Annotated in this window: 19 protein-coding genes, 1 tRNA gene and 1 pseudogene; 9 read left to right on the top strand and 12 right to left on the bottom strand. The window is 32.8% G+C overall.

Annotation, left to right across the window (positions count from 1 at the left end; translation table 11 throughout):
* Window positions 1-73: 73 nt before the first annotated feature.
* Window positions 74-1672 carry a SusR family glycan utilization regulator gene (susR, locus tag AC6CH4_RS14945; RefSeq protein WP_498104265.1) on the top strand — a complete coding sequence of 533 codons (1599 nt, stop codon included), beginning with the start codon at window positions 74-76 and terminating at the stop codon, window positions 1670-1672.
* Window positions 1673-1979: 307 nt separating this feature from the next.
* Here susR and AC6CH4_RS14940 read toward each other — a convergent pair whose 3' ends face one another.
* The 12 genes from AC6CH4_RS14940 to AC6CH4_RS14885 all read right to left on the bottom strand — a co-directional run bounded on the left by AC6CH4_RS14940 (window position 1980) and on the right by AC6CH4_RS14885 (window position 12448).
* Entirely contained in the window at window positions 1980-3203 is a 1224-nt protein-coding gene (locus tag AC6CH4_RS14940) for a sterol desaturase family protein (protein WP_498104263.1), read from the bottom strand.
* Window positions 3204-3318: 115 nt separating this feature from the next.
* On the bottom strand, window positions 3319-4605 hold the full coding sequence (locus tag AC6CH4_RS14935; RefSeq protein WP_498104261.1) for a Glu/Leu/Phe/Val family dehydrogenase: 1287 nt from the start codon (window positions 4603-4605) through the stop codon (window positions 3319-3321).
* Between the two features lie 465 nt (window positions 4606-5070).
* Window positions 5071-5925, bottom strand: a complete 855-nt coding sequence (locus AC6CH4_RS14930) for an EamA family transporter (protein WP_498104259.1) — start codon at window positions 5923-5925, stop codon at window positions 5071-5073.
* Window positions 5926-5969: 44 nt separating this feature from the next.
* A complete protein-coding gene (locus AC6CH4_RS14925) occupies window positions 5970-6350 on the bottom strand; it encodes a hypothetical protein (RefSeq protein ID WP_498104257.1) in 381 nt (126 codons plus the stop codon).
* A 39-nt stretch (window positions 6351-6389) separates the two neighbouring features.
* Window positions 6390-6983 carry a 2OG-Fe(II) oxygenase gene (locus AC6CH4_RS14920; protein WP_498104255.1) on the bottom strand — a complete coding sequence of 198 codons (594 nt, stop codon included), beginning with the start codon at window positions 6981-6983 and terminating at the stop codon, window positions 6390-6392.
* 291 nt (window positions 6984-7274) lie between these two features.
* Window positions 7275-8738 (bottom strand): magnesium chelatase, encoded by a 1464-nt coding sequence (locus AC6CH4_RS14915; protein ID WP_498104253.1) that lies wholly within the window; start codon window positions 8736-8738, stop codon window positions 7275-7277.
* 129 nt (window positions 8739-8867) lie between these two features.
* On the bottom strand, window positions 8868-9986 hold the full coding sequence (locus AC6CH4_RS14910) for a vWA domain-containing protein (protein ID WP_498104251.1): 1119 nt from the start codon (window positions 9984-9986) through the stop codon (window positions 8868-8870).
* Between the two features lie 106 nt (window positions 9987-10092).
* A complete protein-coding gene (locus AC6CH4_RS14905; RefSeq protein WP_498104249.1) occupies window positions 10093-10473 on the bottom strand; it encodes a YchJ family protein in 381 nt (126 codons plus the stop codon).
* Complete coding sequence (locus tag AC6CH4_RS14900) at window positions 10463-10690, bottom strand: hypothetical protein (RefSeq protein ID WP_498104247.1); 228 nt, start codon at window positions 10688-10690, stop codon at window positions 10463-10465. Before AC6CH4_RS14900 ends, AC6CH4_RS14905 begins: the two co-directional genes overlap by 11 nt.
* An 80-nt stretch (window positions 10691-10770) precedes the next feature.
* Window positions 10771-11751, bottom strand: a complete 981-nt coding sequence (locus tag AC6CH4_RS14895) for a hypothetical protein (RefSeq protein ID WP_498104245.1) — start codon at window positions 11749-11751, stop codon at window positions 10771-10773.
* 11 nt (window positions 11752-11762) lie between these two features.
* A complete protein-coding gene (locus AC6CH4_RS14890) occupies window positions 11763-11909 on the bottom strand; it encodes a hypothetical protein (protein ID WP_498104243.1) in 147 nt (48 codons plus the stop codon).
* The gene (locus tag AC6CH4_RS14885; RefSeq protein WP_498104241.1) at window positions 11909-12448 is read right to left on the bottom strand and encodes a hypothetical protein; all 540 of its coding nucleotides are present in this window, start codon (window positions 12446-12448) and stop codon (window positions 11909-11911) included. Before AC6CH4_RS14885 ends, AC6CH4_RS14890 begins: the two co-directional genes overlap by 1 nt.
* A gap of 86 nt (window positions 12449-12534) precedes the next feature.
* Between AC6CH4_RS14885 and AC6CH4_RS14880 the strand changes: the two genes are divergently transcribed.
* The 8 genes and pseudogenes from AC6CH4_RS14880 to AC6CH4_RS14845 all read left to right on the top strand — a co-directional run bounded on the left by AC6CH4_RS14880 (window position 12535) and on the right by AC6CH4_RS14845 (window position 19637).
* A complete protein-coding gene (locus AC6CH4_RS14880) occupies window positions 12535-12786 on the top strand; it encodes a hypothetical protein (protein WP_074662021.1) in 252 nt (83 codons plus the stop codon).
* A gap of 297 nt (window positions 12787-13083) precedes the next feature.
* The gene (locus AC6CH4_RS14875) at window positions 13084-13524 is read left to right on the top strand and encodes a KTSC domain-containing protein (protein ID WP_056192381.1); all 441 of its coding nucleotides are present in this window, start codon (window positions 13084-13086) and stop codon (window positions 13522-13524) included.
* A gap of 260 nt (window positions 13525-13784) precedes the next feature.
* Window positions 13785-14546, top strand: a complete 762-nt coding sequence (locus AC6CH4_RS14870) for a DUF4369 domain-containing protein (RefSeq protein WP_498104239.1) — start codon at window positions 13785-13787, stop codon at window positions 14544-14546.
* Window positions 14547-14564: 18 nt separating this feature from the next.
* Window positions 14565-14951: pseudogene (locus AC6CH4_RS14865) on the top strand (peroxiredoxin family protein); the annotation flags it as partial.
* A gap of 565 nt (window positions 14952-15516) precedes the next feature.
* A tRNA-Tyr gene (locus AC6CH4_RS14860) sits at window positions 15517-15597 on the top strand.
* 794 nt (window positions 15598-16391) lie between these two features.
* Window positions 16392-17171 (top strand): AraC family transcriptional regulator, encoded by a 780-nt coding sequence (locus tag AC6CH4_RS14855; RefSeq protein WP_498104237.1) that lies wholly within the window; start codon window positions 16392-16394, stop codon window positions 17169-17171.
* Between the two features lie 746 nt (window positions 17172-17917).
* Window positions 17918-18370 (top strand): VOC family protein, encoded by a 453-nt coding sequence (locus AC6CH4_RS14850; RefSeq protein WP_498104235.1) that lies wholly within the window; start codon window positions 17918-17920, stop codon window positions 18368-18370.
* 229 nt (window positions 18371-18599) lie between these two features.
* Window positions 18600-19637, top strand: coding sequence for an alpha/beta hydrolase family protein (locus AC6CH4_RS14845; protein ID WP_498104233.1), 1038 nt, complete (start codon window positions 18600-18602; stop codon window positions 19635-19637).
* Window positions 19638-19640: the final 3 nt, after the last annotated feature.

Below are 19640 nucleotides of genomic sequence, written 5' to 3'. Positions count from 1 at the left end.
ATTTTACCCTGAATAAAAAACGAATTAACTCAAACTCACCGAAAACATTTTACCCTAAACCAAAAACAAAACCATGCGAAGAATATACATTCTGTTTTTTTTTATTGCAGGTTTTTCTCTAACTGCGAAAGAGACAAATCCTGTTCTGGAAGAATTAGATAAAGTGCTTCTTAAAAAAGATATTTACTTAAAACAGAAGTATCGTAAAATAGAAGCTTTAAAAAAAGACGTATCAAAATTTACCGTAAGTCAAAACAACGAACAACTTTATAATACTTATATGTCGTTGTTCGATGAATACAAATCCTTCAAATACGATTCGGCTTATTATTATTTAGAAGAAGCAAAAGTCAAAGCAATTGTTTTAAAAGACCCTAAGTATTTGGCTAAAAGCCGAATTAAAGAAGGTTTCGTATTACTTTCTTCCGGACTTTTTAAGGAAGCCATAGATACTTTGAACGTAATTGATGACCAAAAACTCGATCAAAAAAACAAATTTGAATATTATTCCATTAAAGCCCGTGCGTATTATGATTTAGCCGATTACAATAAAGATCAGCGTTTTAACATTCATTATGTACAGCAAGGAAATCATTTTCTGAAAAAGGCTTTAGAATTAATCGGGACCAATACTAATGAATATTGGGCTGCCGAAAGTTTAAAAAGATTAAAACAACAGGATTGGCGTGGTGCCGAATTTGCCTTCAGCTACTGGATCAACAACTATAAATTGCCACCCGATTATTACGGAATTGCAACTTCAAGTCTCGGTTATATTTATTCGGAAAGAGGATATACCAAAAAAGCCATTTATTACCTGGCACTTGCCGCTATTGCCGATGTTAAAAATGCGACCAAAGAAACGGTTGCACTTCGGAATCTAGCCAATGAACTCTTTAAAATGGGCTATTTGGATAAAGCCAACGAATACATCAATATCGCGATGGATGACGCTACTTTCTATAATGCCAGACATCGAAAAATTGAAATTTCGTCCATTCTGCCAATTATCGAGAAAGCGCAATTAAATAATGTAAAAGACAAAAACGACAAACTCGAAAGAATCATTATTCTATTGACGATTCTTACCATAATTATTGTTTTGTTTCTGATTATCATCTTCAAACAATTAAAAGAAAGAAATAAAGCCCGAAAAATAATGGCTTCTTCATACGCGCAGCTTCAGGAAATGAACATTAGTTTAAGTGAAGCCAATGCTATTAAAGAAGAATATATTACGTATTTTATTAAGGCGACATCGGCTTTCATTAATAAGATCGACCATATCCAGAAAAGCACATTACATAAAATCATCACCAAAAGAACAGATGAAGTTATTGCGAGTTTGAAACGTTACAATGTGAAGGAAGAACGCGAAAATCTTTTCCATCAATTTGATGAAATCTTTCTGAAATTGTTTCCGACTTTTGTGACGGATTTTAATCATTTATTCCCAAATGATCATAAATGCATCGTTAAAAAAGGAGAGCTTTTAAACACAGAACTCAGGATTTTTGCCTTATATCGATTAGGAATTCAGGACAGTAATCAAATGGCTGAATTTCTGGAACTTTCTGTAGCTACCATCTATACTTATAAAACAAGAATCAAAAGCAAATCTGATTTTAAAGATACTTTTGAAGAGAAGATTATGTCTATTAAGACGATTTAATATTAAAAAGTTTTTTTGCCACAGATTTCACAGATTAAAAGGATTTTATTTCAATGCTCCAGCGGAGGACTATGTTTATAGAAAATATGATAGGCCTGTGAATAAAAGCTCCAGCGGAGCGAAATACATATAACCCCGATGGGGTGCGATCACATGATTTTAAACATTTCTATAAATATTGATGTCCAGCTGAGACTCTTTGCAATAAATTAAAAAATTATTTTAATCCTTTAATCTGTGGCAAAAAAAAAGCGGCAACTTTTCAGATGGCGCTTTTCTTTTCTCTTGGCTCTTTATTCTATATTCTCTATTCTGAACCCTCTAACTGCAACACCACATTCTGATAACGTTTACTCAACGAAAACAATTGCTCGGCAAAAATCATTATCGCTAACGGAACAAAGAAAAATACCGTCAAATCTTCTTCGTATAAAAAGTAGGTTGTAACCATAAAAATTCTGCCATATTCCAAATAGTAAATCCATTTTCGCTGTTCTAATAAAGCACCGCAATTAACCAATGTAATAAGAATAAAGAACAACACAAAAGCTTTATCTAAACCATTTAAATACTCAAAATAATAGGTAAAAACGGTTAAAAACAGCGTACAAACTCCTAACTGAATATAAAGGTAATTTCGGAATCGAAGTCGTTGATGCGGATTCTCCTTGTCTTGTAAAAAGCGTTTTTCTAATGTTGGCCGAATATCCTGATCCATATGCGCCGGACTTCCAAAAACTGCTTTCCATTTGGCTTTAAATCCAACGGAACGTTTCCACAACTCATAAATCTCAAAATAGTAATGAAAGTGCTGCCAAAGAAAACTGTAGCTTTTTAATGGATGTGTCAATCCGTATTTTGGTTTTTCTTCTTCTTCCTGAAAAGTTCCAAAAAGACGATCCCAAAAAGTAAACATATCTCCGTAATTTTTATCCAGGTATTTTTCATCAGAAGCATGGTGAACACCATGAACCGAAGGTGTTACGAAAACATACTCCAACCATTTTATTCTGCCAATAAGCTGTGTATGTGTAAAAAAAGAATATGCTCCGTGAACAATCAGCATTGTAATTACCATTGCCGGGTGAAATCCGACGAAAGGCAAAACACACCAAAATCCCGTTCGTATAACTGCCTGAAAAGTCGTAATTCTGGCGGCTGCTGTAAAATTAAATTCTTCGCTATGATGATGCACGATATGCGCGGCCCAGAAAAAATTGACTTCGTGCCCTAACCTGTGATACCAATACCAAACAAAATCAGTAGCGAGAATTAAGGCAAACCAAACAAAAATATTACTCGGAATATCAAAAAGCCTGTAATTATCATAAATCAAATAATACAATTGATAAAAACTGGCTGCGATAAAAAGATTAATTAATCTTTCGGCAATACCAATGCTAATGTTTGAAACAGAACTTTCATAGTTGAAAATCTCAGGTCTTTTTTTACGTTGTGCCAGCTTATATTCCAGAAATAAAAAAAGAAAAAAAGCAGGCATTGCGAAAGCGAGAAAATTAATATGTCTCATTTTAAAGATTACTTTATATTGATTTGATACAAACGAAAAAAGACATTTTCATCAATCAAAAAATTGCAATCGCAAGTTTAACTGATGAAAATAATCTTATTCTTATTAGAAAAACTTAATTCTGCTTGAATTTTGGCTCTTCTAATGCTACCTCTTTTACAGCCTGCGTATCAGCCACTTTTTGCAAAGCGATAATATAGGCTGCAATTCTTGGCGTTACATTGTGTTTTAATGCAATTCTAAAAACGGTTTCAAAACCTTTTTCCAAAATATCTTCCAAACGTGTATTAATCTGATGAATTCTCCATGATTCTAAAAGTGAATTCTGAAGCCATTCAAAATAAGAAACAGTTACACCTCCGGCATTCGCTAAAATATCCGGAACAACTAAAACTTTATTGTCATGCAATATTTTATCGGCATCTGAAGAAACAGGTCCGTTTGCTCCTTCCACAATGATTTTGGCTCGAATATCTTTTGCATTCTTTTTTGTAATTACATCTTCTTTAGCGGCCGGAATCAATACATCAACATCTAAGAGCAACAAGTCTTCGTGTTTAATAGCAACCGAATTTGGATACCCTTTAATGTTTTTATTGTTCAGGTTATAATACAATATTAACTCTGGAATATTAAGTCCGTCAGGATTATAAAAAGCTTCTGAAACATCACTAACCGCAACAATTTTCAATCCTTTTTCATATAAAAACAAGGCCGAATGCAATCCTACATTTCCAAATCCCTGAATTGCGGCAGTAGATCTTGCAGGTCTTAATTTTAATTTTTGAAGGGCCAATAACGTAATAATACTCACACCTCTTCCGGTTGCTTCTACTCGTCCTAAAGAACCTCCGGAATGCAAATGTTTTCCGGTTACGACAGCGTGAATTGGTTTGCCGTGAAGTAACGAAAATTCATCCATTAACCAGCCCATTTCGTCAGGGCCTGTTCCCATATCTGGTGCCGGAACGTCTTTATTCGGTCCAAAAATATCAGCTAATGCTTTGGTATATCCTCTGGTAATTTTCTCTAATTCTGCTTTAGAATGTTTTCTGGGATCACAAATAATACCACCTTTTGCTCCTCCAAAAGGAATTCCGGTTACGGCAGATTTCCAGGTCATCCAGGCTGCAAGTGCCTTAACTTCATCAAGATTTACTGCGGTATCATAACGGATTCCACCTTTTGATGGGCCCAAAGCTGTATTGTGAATAACACGATATCCTTCAAAATTTTGCGTTTTTCCGTTGTCCAACACAATCGAGAAATTAACGACGATTTGTTTTTCCGGACGCTGTAATTTTTCTCTGATCGATTCTTCTAAATTAAGAATATCAGCCGCAACATTAAAACGGTCAATCATCGATTGAAAGGGGTTCTGTTTAATTATTTCTGCGCTCATAGTATATATCTTTTGAATTTGAATATTTGATTTTGTATTTTTTTTTCATCATTAAAAACTCCTTTTCATTCTTTTAATGAAAAGCGTTTATTTCACATGCACATTCGACAACATGGAATTTTTATCAGACAACACTGCATCATAATATTCGTATTTCTATTTGATCTCATTTTCTTTATTTTTTAATAGTTCTAAAAAAAGCCTTTCATGGTGCATGAAAGGCTAAAAAAAAAAATAACTAACAAGTGATTTTCTATTAACGCCATTTCACTGTATAGTTCACCATGCAACACAACGTGGTGCTACACATGACCTGAATGATATATTGACTAGAGTATTTCATTGTTGGGACAAATTTATAAATATATTTCTTAAATTCTATAGAATTAGTCGAGTTTATTTGAAATAATTTAAAACTTAACATTGAAGAACCTGTAAATTAACGAATTAAGCTACAGAAAAAATCTACGTAAATTGTGAAATAACGATAAACACAATCGCAATCAAGGCCAAAAAGAGGCCTATGAAGTTAATTTTAGATAATTTTTCCTTAAAAAAAAGCAAGCCAACAAGACTTCCTAAAACAATAACGCCCATGTTCATTCCGGCAAAAACAGTTGAGGGATTATCTGAAAATGCTTTATGTGCTTTTAAGTAAAACAATATATTACCGAAATTAAAAAGTCCGACCAAACCTCCGAAAAGAATATTTTTAGTTTCTAATTTTACTTTTTTCAAAACGGTTTCATAAACAACTACCAATAAAGAAATAGCCAAAGAAATATCAAAAACTACAAATAAAGAAGTTGTGTAAGGCAAAGTAGTATAAAGTGCAATTTGCTTAAAAAGAATGTCAATTACTCCAAAACCAAGTAAAACAACCGTTGGATAGATCCACTTGTTTTCTGTGTTTTCGGATTGTTTTTTGAGAATGAATAAAAGAGCCACGAAGCCAATTAATAGCCCGATAACTTTATAAGAATTAAATTCTTCTTTAAAAATAAACCAGGCAGCCAGTATCGGAATAAAAAGGGATAATCGTTGAGCAGCGTCTGTTTTTACGATTCCCATATGTTTAATCGAAGCAATTAAAAACAGGAAAACGATTGGTAATAAAATACCAATGGCAATATAAATACTCCAGGGAGCACTTTCATCAACCTGAGTAATATCTGGGCTAAAAGTAAAATAGCAAAGTATTAGGGCAAATACATAATTAAACGCTACAATTTGTATGGGATTAGCATTGTATTTTCTGGTGATTTTGAATATCACACCAACTATTACACTACAGAAAATACTTAAGATAAGGAATAACATAAGTTCAAATTTTGAATACAAAAATAAGGTTTATCCACTTCTTATCATTCCTGCCCATAATATTTCTTGAAATGATGTCTAAATTCCGTTTGCATTAATTCAGATGAAACTCCGGAAAATTCGATTTTAAATTCATCTGAATCCATTCCTTCAATCGCTCCTCCCCAACCCTGCAATTGATTTCCATTTTCTAAAATCACTTTCAATTGAGGAATTATGTAAGTAGTAATTAATTTATCTTCTGGAAAATCAGAAGTTATTTCAATATTAAACTTTTTACAATGATTTTTAAAAAAGTTATACGGAGAATCAATCCCATCAAATATTATTTTTCCATGCACTACTCCCATTGGCGGGTCTGCAAATTCAAATTCTGTATAACCTATTATTACACCGTCGAGTTCTAAAATATATTTGATTTCCATTTTTTCATTTTATCAAAATCAAAAATAATATTTTTAAATTTAATCACTTTTCAGCCAACCCGTAATACTCATTCTGGTATTTTGAGTAACCAAAACTTCGTGAACCAATTCATTGCTTTTAAAGAAAACGGTTTTGCCTTGAGTAGGCGAAATTTTTTGATTGTTATTTTCCTGATGAATCATTAATTCGCCGCCATCACTTTCCTGCCAATTATTGTTGAGATAACTGATCATAGAATATTTCCGACTCGGATTATTTTTGAATTGATCTAAATGCTTCAGATAAAAATCACCTTTTTCATATAAAGAATAATGAAATTCGTAACCTGTTATTCCGGCGTAACAGCTTTCATTTAAATACAAAATGAAGGCATCAATTTGCGCAAAGAATTCATTTTCAAAAATATTATTATGCTTTTTATCCAGCCAATAAATAGAATCACTTCTAATTGCGCCATCATAAGAGAGTTTCTCTGAACTCCCTATTCCTGCTTCTGACAACAAACTTCTTTGATTTAAATCAAGTAAATTTTGTTTTAGATTATCTGCCAATTCGTTGCTTAAAAAATACTCTGAAATACCCACTTTATTTTCGATATAACTCGCAATCAAATCTTCAAAACCTTCTTCCATTTTTATTTCGGGAAAGACTGCAAATACAGCCAACGGAGCAAGGTAGCCGAAATAAAACTGGTAATGGGTTTATTTTCAATAAATAAAAAATATGCAAGGTTCGGCGCAATCTTGTCATTTCGACGGAGAAGAAATCCTCGCAAGTAACTCCGCAACGAGGATCCAATCTTTGTCGAGCTTCTCGCGAGGATTTCTCCTCCGTCGAAATGACATACTTTTCCAAAATTGAAACCAAAAAAAAAACCGACAGGTTTTAAAAACTTGTCGGGTTTATTTCTGCGTAATATTAATTTACAATTTACTGATATAACTTCCGTACATATCTTTAAATTGATGTCCTTGTGCAAAACGATCTTTGCTTAGTTTTTTATATTCTACCAAAGCCCATAAAATAAACTCCTTCATAAAATAGTGGTCTTTTTTATCTAACTGAGGCTGATATTTCTTCAATAAAGTATCCAACGGTGTTACTTCATCTAAAATATTTTGATATTCTGCATCCGAAGCATCGTCTAATAATTCGAAACCACTTTCTGCAAAAAACCATTCTATCAAATCAGAATAGGCTGTTTTTTCTCCCGGTTTTTCTAATTTTTCGATTTTCGGAAAGAAATCAGGAAATAGAATTCGAATGGCAGAACCAATTAAATTTTGCGCCACGGCAGCCGCTCCCTCCTGCTCTCCTTCGTAAACTAACTCTACTTTTCCGGTAATCGCAGGAATGATTCCGATGAAATCAGATAGACGTAAAATCGTATGATCAACTCCGGCTTTTAAGGCACGACGTTCAGCTGTACTAATTAAATTCTCAAAAGCTGTAATACTCATTCTGGCACTTACACCACTTTTATTATCAATGTATTCGCTGTCACGCGCTTCAAAACTAATTTGTTCTAAAATATCTTTAGCTAAACTTGGCACATAAACGATCTCGCTTTGCGTTTCATCTAGTTTAGCTTCCTGTTCTGTAATTGTTCTGGCAATGGCAACACTCTCTGGATAATGTGTCAAAATCTGAGAACCAATTCTATCTTTAAGAGGCGTTACGATGCTTCCTCTGTTCGTATAATCTTCCGGGTTTGCGGTAAATACAAATTGCATATCCAATGGCATTCTCAATTTAAAGCCTCTAATCTGGATATCGCCTTCCTGCAAAATATTAAATAATGCTACCTGAATTCTGGCTTGTAAATCGGGTAATTCGTTGATTACAAAAATGCTTCGATTCGCTCTCGGAATCATTCCGAAGTGAATCACACGATCGTCAGCATAAGATAATTTTAAATTCGCTGCTTTTATCGGATCGACATCTCCTATTAAATCGGCAACGGTTACATCCGGCGTAGCAAGTTTTTCGAAGAAACGCTCACTTCTGTGCAACCATGAAATCGGCGTTTCGTCCCCTTTTTCCGCAATCAAATCTTTTGCAAAACGCGAAATCGGGTTTAGCGGATCGTCATTAATTTCTGAACCAGTTACAAACGGAATATATTCATCTAATAATTCGATCATTTTACGAGCCAAACGCGTTTTGGCCTGACCACGAAGCCCCAATAAATTGATATTATGTCGGGATAAAATAGCACGTTCCAACTCCGGAATTACCGTGTTTTCAAAACCGTGAACTCCTTCAAAAACAGGCGTTCCAGATTTGATTTTCTCACGAAGGTTATTTCGCAATTCATCCTTAATACTAATGCTCTTATATCCTGAAGCCTTTAATTGACCGAGTGTTTTTATATTATTTATTTCCATTTTTGAAATATCAGTTGTTGTTGTTTTAGTATTTTGTAGAGATGCAAAGTAGTGCGTCTCCACGATATTCGTTGTATATAAATCTTAGAACCTTAGAACCTTAGAATCTTAGTAACTTAGAACCTAAAATTATCGAACCCTTTTCTTCCTATTCGTTTCATAATCTTCAAAAATCATTTCACCTAAACCTTTCAGTCCGGTGTAAAATGCTTTTCCCTGATTGGCTTCTGTAAAATGATTCACAAAACGCTGTAAATAAGGATCGTTCGCAATCATAAAAGTGGTAATCGGAATATGTAATTTTCTGGCTTGCTGTGCCTGTGCGTAACATTTATCAACGATGTATTCGTCAAGTCCGTTACTGTTCATATAATAAGAACCATCCCGCTCGCGAACGCAGCTTGGCTTTCCGTCGGTAATCATGAAAATTTGTTTGTTGGTATTTCGTTTTCTGCGTAAAATATCCATCGCTAATTGAAGCCCGGCAACCGTGTTGGTATGATAAGGACCAACTTGTAAATAAGGCAAATCCTTAATTGGAATTGTCCATGCATCATTTCCGAAAACTAAAATGTCCAATGTATCTTTTGGGTACCGAGTTGTGATTAATTCGGCAAGGGCCATGGCTACTTTTTTAGCAGGCGTAATTCGGTCTTCTCCGTACAAAATCATACTGTGACTGATGTCGATCATCAAAACCGTACTCATTTGGGCTTTGTATTGCGTTTCCTCGACAACCAAATCATTTTCGGTCAGCATAAAACCTTCTACACCATTGTTGATTTGTGCATTACGCAAACTTTCGGTTAAAGCGATTCGCTCTAACCCGTCGCCAAAATTAAACTCACGAAATTCTCCGGTATGTTCATCGCCATTTCCGGCATGTTTGGTTTTATGATTTCCGTTTCCAGAGCGTTTTAAATTACCGAAAATCTGATCTAAAGCTTGTTGTCTGATCGCTCTTTCTGTTTTAGCAGTAATTCCAAAACCAGACGTACCATCGGGTTTTGCTTCGTCTTTTATGTAGCCTTTCTTTTTTAAATCATCGATAAAATCATCGATAGTGTAGTTCTCATCCGTCAGTTTATATTCTTTATCTAACTCCCGAAGCCAGTCTATAGCTTCATCAAAATCGCCCGAAGTATGGGTGATAAGCTCTTTGAAAATGCCAAAAAGTTTTTCAAACGGAGACTGAAATGGGGCTTCGTACGACTTAAAATAAAAACCTTTTTTAAATTCGTTTTTCATAATTCTAAAATTACACTATTTTAGAATTATGAAAAAAGAAACGTTTATTAATTTTTAGTTAAAATATTGAGGCAAAAGTGGTTAAAATCGAGGCAATTTCTGTCAATTATTCAAACTTTCCATCAACATAATACCATGTATTATTCTCCTGTTTAAAAGTCGATAATTCATAATGCGTTTGGAGTTTTCCATTCGAATCTATAAAATAAGCTTTAAACTCAACTGTTTCTTCAGAAGAACTTAAAATTTCTAATTTTTGCCATTTATTGGAAGTAGCCCATTTTAGAATTTCTTCTTTTGAATAATAAGCTCTTTCCGAAACATGAGTGGTTTCGAAAAGATATTCTGCATTATGAGTAGCATAAGCTGAATATCTCGAACGCATCAAAGCCAATGCGGATGGTGCTTTTCGATTGTTTTTAAGATACAATCCGCAGCAATCCTCAAACAATAATCCAGTATCACAAAAACACTTTTTATTCTCCATCAACTGCCTCTTCACCATTGATCTTAACATGCAGCTGATTCAATAAAACCTGATATCTGCTGATTTCTCTCAAATCTTCATCTTCTTCAGCATGATCCAGCATTTCATCTAAAGTTTCATTTACTTCAAGCAATTTATTATTAGCTTCTCTGTCATTTTTTGCAGCGATTAAATCAATGATTTCCTGCACACTTACTTTTAAATCGTCGAATTTCATACTTTCTTGTTTTTATTTTTTATTTCAGTTTTCAGTTTTCAAGTTACTTAGGGTAAACCCTGAAACTAAAAAATTTAAAACTATTTTATTGCAGTTTCTAACTTTAAAATTTTATCATTTTGAGCTTTAATCATAACTTTTAACTCTTCAATCGATTGATTTTGCAAAATCATATAAAGTGTCATTTCCTCTATTTTTTGTAATAGCTTCGAATTTAAATTTCCTAACTCAGTTCCATTTTCTTCCATTTCTTTCGCAGTTGCAATTTCTGGCAAATGTTTATTCTTCTTCACAAATTTTTCTAAGTCTTTTATAGGCATTAATTTATAATCTTTTTCGAAAACAAAATCAGCACCATTTAAATCTACCTTTATTTCTCTTGCTCGGATAGTTCCTATAACATCCAATTTATAATTAGGATTAGGGGTACCGATACCGACATCTCCATTGTTTAAAATTTTAAATGGCTGATTAAATGCACCATTGAAGCCTTGTATAGCAAATCCTGTACTTTCTCCATTGATCTGCCATGCTGCAATACCACCATTATAAATTTTTCCATCAATATAATTACGATTAAACCCAATACTAGCTCCACCTATTGTCAAGGTTTTACCCATATCAACTACTACCATTTTTGCATCTGGTATAGATGTTCCAAGACCAAATTTACCTGAAAAAAGTGCATTATTAATGTTTGATAAATCAATAGTTGTTTCAGGCGTATTAATATTCTTTGTTGCCCAAGAAATCCAAGCATTCTCAGCTTTATTTACAGTATACAAATTTTCCCTGGTATACAATGGACCAACTACTTGACATCTTCCTCCTACATCTATATTATTTATATGGGTAAAATCTATACTTACTTCAGGCAAAGTAGCAACTCTTGTGGCCCACGGAACCCAATCATTTTGGGCGTTATTCAAAATAAAAATATCACCTCTCAATTTTAGAGGTCCTTGAACATCTAAAAATGGTGATGCAACCGTAGCATTTTGACTACTACCTCTCAAAAATGATCCTAATAAAATTATGCTTAAAAGTATTTGTCTTTTCATATTATTTTTTTTTATTCTTCCTTTTTATTCTCGTTAAACTTTTTCACAATTTCTTTCAGCTTTTCCTTGCGTGCAACTTCAGCCTGTTTCTTTTTATTCTGGGCTTTGTGCAATTTGTCGTTGTGTTTCTTGATATTTCTTTCGTTGTTGCGTCCCATTATATTTCTCTTTTAATTTCTTCTAAAGTTTTTTCGGTATAAATCAATTCAGTAATAATCCTCTCTCTCAAAACATCAATATCTTCATCAAAATGTTTTGCCCAGGAAGTCAATTGCTGCAGATTCCGAATTTGCTTGATACGTTTTGTGGTTTCAAAACTCGTTCTCAGAATCGCTTTTTTATCATAGACCGAATTATTTCTATGCTGATAGATTACCGTGTTCTTATCAAAATCAGCTTCAATATAGTATAGTTTTTCTTCAGCATTATCCGGATGAAATTCGTTCCAGGCTGCAAAACCAATTTTAGTTTTAGAAGGCGTTTCAGGTTCCATTGCAACCAAACGCCATTTACTGTTGGCTAATCTTCCCCAATGGTTCGAAACGCGATACATCCCGGCTTCTGTATAATAATAGGTACTTCCCGCTTTACTTTCGAACTGTTTTTTTAAACCAGCAATTTCTTCCGGAAGCACTTCATGAAAAACACAAAAGGTATTTTTAAATGAATTTGGATGTGGCTTAAAGTTTTTTTGCATGTGCAAATATACTCAGATTGTCGCGAACTCCCTAAAACAAACATAAAATGCTTAACTTTGCAGCATCAATTTTAAATTTAAAAGTTATGTCTAAAGATTCACAAGAAAAAATGCCCCAAAAAGGAGTTTATACCGGTATCATCGAAAAAGATGAAAACAACAATTATTTTTGTGGTGAATATCTTTTAGATTATAAAATCGCTCATTCGAATTTTAATCTTGGAGACTGGGTTACCATTAAATCGGTAATTGAAAATCCAAGCGATATCAGTTATGATAAATATCCAAAGAAGTCTAAAAACTTCGATAAGGCAAATCATAAGCCTGAGAACAAATAATTTGTTTCAGGTTTTTCTTGTTTCAAGTTTCAAGTTTTGAAATGAGAAAAAAAATTTAACCGCAAAGTTCGCAAAGGTTACCATATAGCTTTGCGAACTTTTGCGTTTTATAAAACATTGCAGAGATAAAAACTTTGCGCACTTTGCGGTTAAATCAACGCACATTCTTTATTTTTTCGAATATTTTTTGCTTCAAAACTAAAAAGTTAAAAAAAAGTGTACCTTTGCAAAAAATTTGTCGTTTTGAAGTATAAAACACTCATTTCAAACTAATAGACAATACGTTACCTTTTATTTATGAAAAAAATAGTTGAATACCGCAAGTTACTAAACGTAGAAAAAACTGCTGAGTTAAAAGATTTAAAAACCATTTACCGTAATGCAATGAAAGAATCTCATCCTGATAAATTTCAAGGTGATGATGCTGGTTTGAAAGCGGCTGAAGAAAAAAGTAAAGCAATTATTGAAGCTTATCACTTTTTGGTAAGTATTAATCCTGAAACGATTAAAGCAAATTTACCTGAATATACAGAAACGATTTCAACTTGTTCAATTACTGATTATAAATTTGTTGAAGGTCGTCTAATTATTGATTTTTCTAACGGAAGTGTTTACGAATACATTAGTGTTCCTAAAGCAACTTACGTAAAAATGGTCAACGCTGATTCTCCTGGAAGATTCGCGAAAAGACACATTTTGAACTCTTTTACCTGGAGAAAGAAAACAAATCAAGAATAGTTTTTTACTATCTATATACCCAAAAGCGCTCTATTATCAGAGCGCTTTTTTTATGCCTAAAAATTAAGAAATCGTAGCTTTTTTATCAAAATAAAAATATATTTAATAGTTTTAAATGGAACAAAACAAACAAATCCCTTGATATTAGGGACATTAAGGTCATAAAAACTATAACAAAATTTTAGGTTACAAAATTCTTTCTGTTTTATATTTTTAGATACTTTTGTTGCACAAATCAATTAACTAATTAATATTTAATAATGAAAAAAATATTTTTTTTACTTACAGCTTCTGTAGCGATTATTTCATGCAGCAAAGTTAAAGACGGAGAATACCTAATTACAGGAACTGCAAAAGGAATTGCGAACGGAAAAACAATCATTCTTCAAGGTCAGGATCCAACAACAAAAATGACAGTTGCCCTTGATACAGTAAAAGTTGAAAACGAAAAATTTGAAATAAAAGGAAAAGTAGCTGAACCAGCTTTTCATACATTAATTCTTCAGGATGCACAGGGACCAATTCCTTTCATCTTAGAAACAGGAGAAATTACTGTTGCAATTGATAAAGACAGTATTCACAAATCTAAAATTGCAGGTACTTACAGCAATGAAGAGTTTGTGAAGTTCCAGGATGAACTAAACAAAACTCAAAAGAGATTGATCGATTTTCAGAAAAATAACACTCAGAAAATGCAACAAGCTCAACAAGCTCAGGATACCGCAACTATCAACGGTTTGATGAAACAATATATGGCTATCCAAACGGAAGTTCAGACAGATTCTAAAAAGAAATATCTTACGTACGCTGAAGGTCACCCAAAATCATTCATTACAGTTTTGATCATTCAAGGTATGTTAGGTGATCCTACAACAGATATTAAAAAGGCAGAAACTTTATATAACTCATTAGATGAGTCATTAAAAAGCACTACACCTGGTAAAGAAATCAAAACAAAAATCGGTGCAGCAAAATTGCCTGCAGTTGGTGCATCAGCTCCTCCTGTTGGTAGCGCTAAATGAAGATCAGATTTTTCTGCTCCAAACCCTGAAGGCAAAGTAGTTTCGCTTAAAGAAAGTTTAGGAAAAGTAACTATCGTTGATTTTTGGGCTTCATGGTGTGGACCATGCAGAAAAGAGAATCCGAATGTTGTTGCTATTTACAAAGAATTACACGCTAAAGGATTAAATATAATTGGAGTTTCTTTAGATAAAGAAGCTAGCAAGTGGAAAGAAGCTATCGCTAAAGATGGTTTAACCTGGACACATGTTTCGAACCTAAAATTTTGGGACGAGCCAATTGCCGCTCAATATGGAGTTCAATCAATTCCGGCAACTTTTATTCTTGATGCATCAGGAAAAGTAGTTGCTCAGGACTTAAGAGGTCCTGAATTAAGAGCAAAAATTCTAGAGCTTTTAGCCCAATAAGCATAATATTCAGCATAAAATAAAAAATCTCCCTAGTGGAGATTTTTTTTGTTTTTACCAATAATCAATGAATTAAAAAATGAATTGGAAAGCAACTTAAATGGACGTTGTTACTAGTTAAAGTCAATACACTCTAAAGAATCAAATATTGCACGTTTACCATTAGATAAATAAAACAGTAAGCAAGAAAAGCTATTATAAAAGATTGTTTAATATGGACGTGCATTTGGAAGCTGCATTTTGAGACGAACCAATTCCTTCTTAATATCAGATTGAACTAATTTCGATAACTTATTCTTGATGCATCTGAAAAAATGCTTGTTTAATATATTATACTCCCTAAATTAAAAGCAAAAATAGTCCCATTTTAAAAAAAACAAGAACAATATTCGGTATAGATGAAAAAATATTTCTAATTGACACTTTATTATTTTATTCAATACCAACTAATTAAAAATTAATTCAAAAATAACTTAAAATTAAGTGCGATTTTAGTTTGTAAACATCAAAAACGTTTATATATTTGCAACCGCTTAGAACAACAAAGCGCATCAATGCTGAGATCGGGGAGATACTCAAGCGGCCAACGAGGGCAGACTGTAAATCTGCTGTGTGAACTTCGCAGGTTCGAATCCTGCTCTCCCCACAAAAGGGTAAAAGAAGTGAAAAAGGCAACTTTATCAAACTTTTCAAAAACCCATAAAAAACGTGGTAAAACCTGCAAATCCTAGGATTCGCAGGTTTTTTTATTTTACGGCACTTTTCAATCTTTATAAAAATGCTCAAAAATTTTGTGGCAAAATCGTGGCACATTTGGGTTAGAGTGGATACCTTTTTTGTCACAAAAAGTTAAGGCTGTTTTTAAGACATTTCACCCGTCTAAGTTTTGTGGCTGTCCTACTGTTTTTTCATAAGAAAAAAGCATCTGCTTTGAGCAAGATGCTTTTTTTTATCACTTCTTGAAGATTAAGCCACAACAACGTTTACAGCATTAGTACCTTTTTCGCCTTCTTGGCACTCACCTTAATGTACCAGGCACCTATCTCAATCAGCTAAGTTACTTACTTACAAAAAATTAAGATATCTCTATTGTAGGTGTCTTTTTTATTTAGGTATATTTGATAAATGAAAATAACCATGAAAAATTTAGAGAGATTGTAAAAAGATTTAAAAACAAACCTTGAGAATATATTTAATATTTCAAATGAAGATGATGAAATTGAAAAAGTAGCAAAAATCGAAAGGATAGTTCTAGAGTACATTAAAAATTACTTGGAAAAATCCGATTTAACTTTCAAGGATGTTCATCAAATTACTCAACACACCTTAGATGAATTCGCAAAATCAAAAATAAATTACATAGACTAATCTGCCCGCCAAAAAACTAGAAACTCAAAAATTCTGTTGTAAAGTGGATATACTTACTTTAATTTAATTAATATGACCAAAGAGCAATTTAAATCTATCTACCTTGATTTTATCGTAATTGCGGGAAATAATACTGATAAGTCTACTAATTTAGTTGTGTTACCAGATAATGCGATATATATGGGTATTCAAATTGGAAATCCTATAACTGAATTGCATAATTCAAAAACAATAGCCCTAAATAATTTTGGAATTTGTGGATTGTTAACTAAAAAGAAAGAGTATTTGTGTACTGAAGGTAGTGAAACTCTTATTATTAAGTTTAAACCATGGACTGCATCTCAATTCTTTCCTGATTTGTCTGAATTTACAGATACAAATATTTCTTTGGATAATATATTTTCAAAAAGTATTTTCGAAAATTTGAATGAACAATTTCAAGGTGCCAATAATAAAAAAGATTTGCTACTAGAATTTTTGCAACAAAGGTTAAATAAAAAAGTTATTGATAAATCTATTCTCCATTCTATAGATATGATTTCAAATGCAAAAGGACAAATCAGAGTCGATGATCTTGCTTACAGCGTATCAAACAGTAAAAGAAATTTTGAAAGAAAATTTAAAGCAACAACTGGCTTAACACCTAAAAAATTTATTACAAATATTCGTTTTCAAAATTCATTACAGCACTTACTTTTATACGACGACTTAATTGATATTGCTTTTTCATGTGGCTATTACGATCAATCACATTTTAATAATGAATTTAAAAAAATCACTGGATTAACACCAGAAAAATATATATTATCCAATTTGACTTCAAAAGTAAGGCTTTTACCTGAAATGCATTAGAAATATTTAGAAATTAGAATATGTAGGTTTAATAAAAAACTATAAAAATTGAGTGAATATTTTTAATTAATCAACTGCTTTTTATTTTACTATAAGCATCAAAGTGATATTTATACAAGGATTAATTTTACTGATTTATCATTTTTTAATTGTCGCATTTTTCCAATACGATGAAGTTATATTTATCTAATTTCGTATTCAACAAATTTAATTAGTTACAATAATAGAATACTAATTGCATGGGCGGCTTTAGACTGCAAAGTACTGATTGTTAATCGACAATATAAGATGACTTGCAAAAAATAGCAAAAATGTATTTCAACAAGGATATTCCTACTTATATAGAACAATTACATAATCTACTAATCAAAATATAAAGTAATATAAATTCAACAACTTCTTTTCAGGATCAACAATAATTTTGGCTGTATGCTAATTACTGCAATTATCAATTTTACATATTGTTAATCCATAATTTTCATCAAGTTGGAGAATAGTTAGCGAATATTTAAGCTCTTAAATGAATTAAAAATGAATAATTCAGTTTCAAAACCGTTATTATGGATAGGTAGAATGGACAAATGGTGGCGAAGAAAGTGTTTGCTGTTGGCTCAAGGACATACATGGGTGGAACTGGAAAGTGTGTTCTGATAATTGGGAAGAACTAAACAAAAACCTGGAACATTTAAAAAAAATGATGAGAATGAAGAAACTAATTATTGCTGATTTTTAAAGACAATTTACTGATGACAAAAAATAAATTACTAAGAATGGACAATGTGGGCATTGTTGTAGAATCCCTTGATGACGCTATTTCATTTTTTTCAGAAATCGGCTTAACACTCGAAGGCCGAGGGATAGTAGAAGGAGAATGGGCTGGTCGCATTACCGGACTTGGTTCTCAGTGCGTGGAGATTGCAATGATGGTTACTCCGGACGGTCACAGTCGACTCGAACTTTCAAAATTCACAGCACCTCCTACTATTTCAGATCACCGTACTGCGCCTGTCAATGCTCTTGGTTATCTGCGTGTCATGTTTACCGTTGAAGACATCGACGAAATGGTATCCAGATTAACTAAACATGGTGCTCAACTCGTCGGAGAAGTGGTTCAATATGAAAACTCCTATCGGCTATGCTATATTAGGGGATCCGAAGGACTTCTTATTGGACTGGCAGAAGAAATTAGTAACAAATAAGTAAAGCAACGCAAAATATCGGCTTTGCTAAATAGCATATTAGTATTTAAATCAAGCTTTATACTTAATATTATTTTCGGTATAGGTAAAAATTAGTATTTCTAAATCCGCTTCATTGCCTTTGAAGTTGGATTATTAATATAAACCATTTAAAATACAAATTGAATAATAGAAAGAATTAACCAGTAAACTTTAGCCTGTCTAAGTTTTATCAATTTAAAAACAAATTATGATGCAGTTAAATTTTAATAAAAATAGTGTTCGATTATTATCAGGATTTATATTTTTCATTATAAATTATAGTTTTAGTCAAAGCAATATTGGGGAACGCACGTTTGACTTTATGGATACCAGCCGTAATCGGCAGATTATTACAGAAATTTGGTATCCTACAGATGATATTTTAATTGCATCCGATAAAGCAAATTCTCCTTTTGTACGAGATTATACAATCAGAAACGGTCATTTACCTACAATTAAATACCCGCTGATAATAATGTCACACGGAACAGGCGGAAGCAGATTTACTCTAGAATGGCTTGCGCAGGCTTTAGTGAAAAAAGGATTTATTGTCGCAGCAGTTGATCATTGGGGAAATACATTCGATAATAAAATTCCTCTTGAATTTGTTAAACCTTGGGAAAGACCATTGGATATTAGTTTTGCATTAACTAGTTTGTTAAATAATGCTGAACTAAAATTAATAATTGATACATCAAAAATAGGTGCCGCCGGATTTTCATTTGGAGGGTATACTGTTATTGCATTGGCTGGAGGAATAATAGATTACGATGCACTCATTAATTATTATAAAACAATAGGTAAGAAGGAGATTGAAACTCCTGAAATGCCCGGAACAGGTAAATTTTTATATGATGTTAAGCTTTTAAATCAGATGAAAAATGTACCCGCATTAAAAGATAAAAGAATTAAAGCGTTTTTTGCCATTTCTCCAACATTGGGTTCTGGTTTTTTAAAAAGAAAACAATTGAAGGCAATTGACCAGCCTGTTTATATTATTGGTACAAAGAGTGACAGTTTAGCACCTGTTAAAACTAATGCCAGGCATTATCATCACTTGTTAAAAGGTTCTGCATATTTTGAATTCCCGGGTAAAACCGGGCACTATGTAATGCTACCAGAAGCAAATCATTTCGTTCAAAAAGAAGAACCATTATATTTTACAGATGCAGTAGATGTAAACAGGCACGAGGTACATAGCGAAGTAGAAAAGATGGCTATAAATTTTTTTAAAGAAAAATTATGATTC

This window comes from Flavobacterium sp. GQ95 (genome assembly GCF_059758655.1).
This window is presented reverse-complemented; position numbering and strand designations above follow the sequence as displayed.